Source organism: Ruegeria sp. CDSA193 (assembly GCF_059611885.1).
On record NZ_JBXWPN010000020.1, the window covers coordinates 1 to 1,226 of the forward strand.

The 1,226-nt window shown below is 59.2% G+C and carries 1 protein-coding gene; it reads right to left on the reverse strand.

Features of this window, described 5'->3' with window-relative positions; all coding sequences use genetic code 11:
• Positions 1-50: 50 nt before the first annotated feature.
• Positions 51-1,226, reverse strand: a 1,176-nt coding sequence (gene tuf, locus AC2FLG_RS20445; RefSeq protein ID WP_142640426.1) for an elongation factor Tu, incomplete at its 5' end; no start/stop codon positions are given.

The following is a 1,226-nucleotide window of genomic DNA, read 5'->3' on the forward strand; positions in this document are numbered from 1 at the left end:
AAAGGGCGCCGGATGGGCGCCCTTTCCATTTGATCATTCGCTTACGCGAATTACTCGACGATTTTCGACACTACGCCGGCGCCGACGGTGCGGCCGCCTTCGCGGATGGCGAAACGCAGGCCGTTTTCCATCGCGATCGGTGCGATCAGCTCAACTTCGAACGACACGTTGTCGCCGGGCATAACCATCTCGGTGCCAGCTGCCAGGGTCACGGTGCCGGTCACGTCAGTTGTACGGAAGTAGAACTGCGGACGGTAGTTCGCGAAGAACGGCGTGTGACGGCCACCCTCTTCCTTGGTCAGGATATAGGCTTCGGCTTCGAACTTGGTGTGCGGTGTAACCGAACCCGGCTTACACAGAACCTGGCCACGCTCAACACCTTCACGGTCGATACCACGCAGCAGCGCGCCGATGTTGTCGCCCGCTTCGCCGCGATCCAGCAGCTTGCGGAACATTTCAACACCGGTACAGGTGGTTTTCTTGGTGTCGCGGATGCCGACGATTTCGATCTCGTCGCCAACATTGATCACGCCACGCTCAACACGACCGGTCACAACTGTACCACGGCCCGAGATCGAGAACACGTCTTCGACCGGCATCAGGAACGGCTGGTCAACAGCACGCTCAGGCGTCGGGATGTACTCGTCCACGGCAGCCATCAGCTTGCGGATCGATTCTTCGCCGATTTCCGGGTTGTTGCCTTCCATCGCGGCCAGTGCCGAACCGGCAATGATCGGAATGTCGTCGCCAGGGTAATCATACGAGCTCAGCAGCTCGCGGATTTCCATTTCAACCAGCTCCAGCAGCTCTTCGTCGTCAACCTGGTCAACTTTGTTCATGAACACGACCATGGTCGGGATGCCAACCTGGCGGCCCAGCAGAATGTGCTCGCGGGTCTGAGGCATCGGGCCGTCAGCCGCGTTCACAACCAGGATCGCGCCGTCCATTTGCGCCGCACCAGTGATCATGTTCTTGACGTAGTCGGCGTGGCCGGGGCAGTCAACGTGGGCGTAGTGACGCGCGTCGGTCTCGTATTCCACGTGGGCCGTCGAGATGGTGATGCCGCGGGCCTTCTCTTCCGGCGCGCCGTCAATCTGGTCATACGCTTTGAAGTCACCAAAATACTTGGTGATCGCTGCGGTCAGCGTCGTCTTGCCGTGGTCAACGTGCCCAATCGTGCCAATGTTGACGTGCGGCTTATTACGCTCAAACTTTTCCTTTGCCAT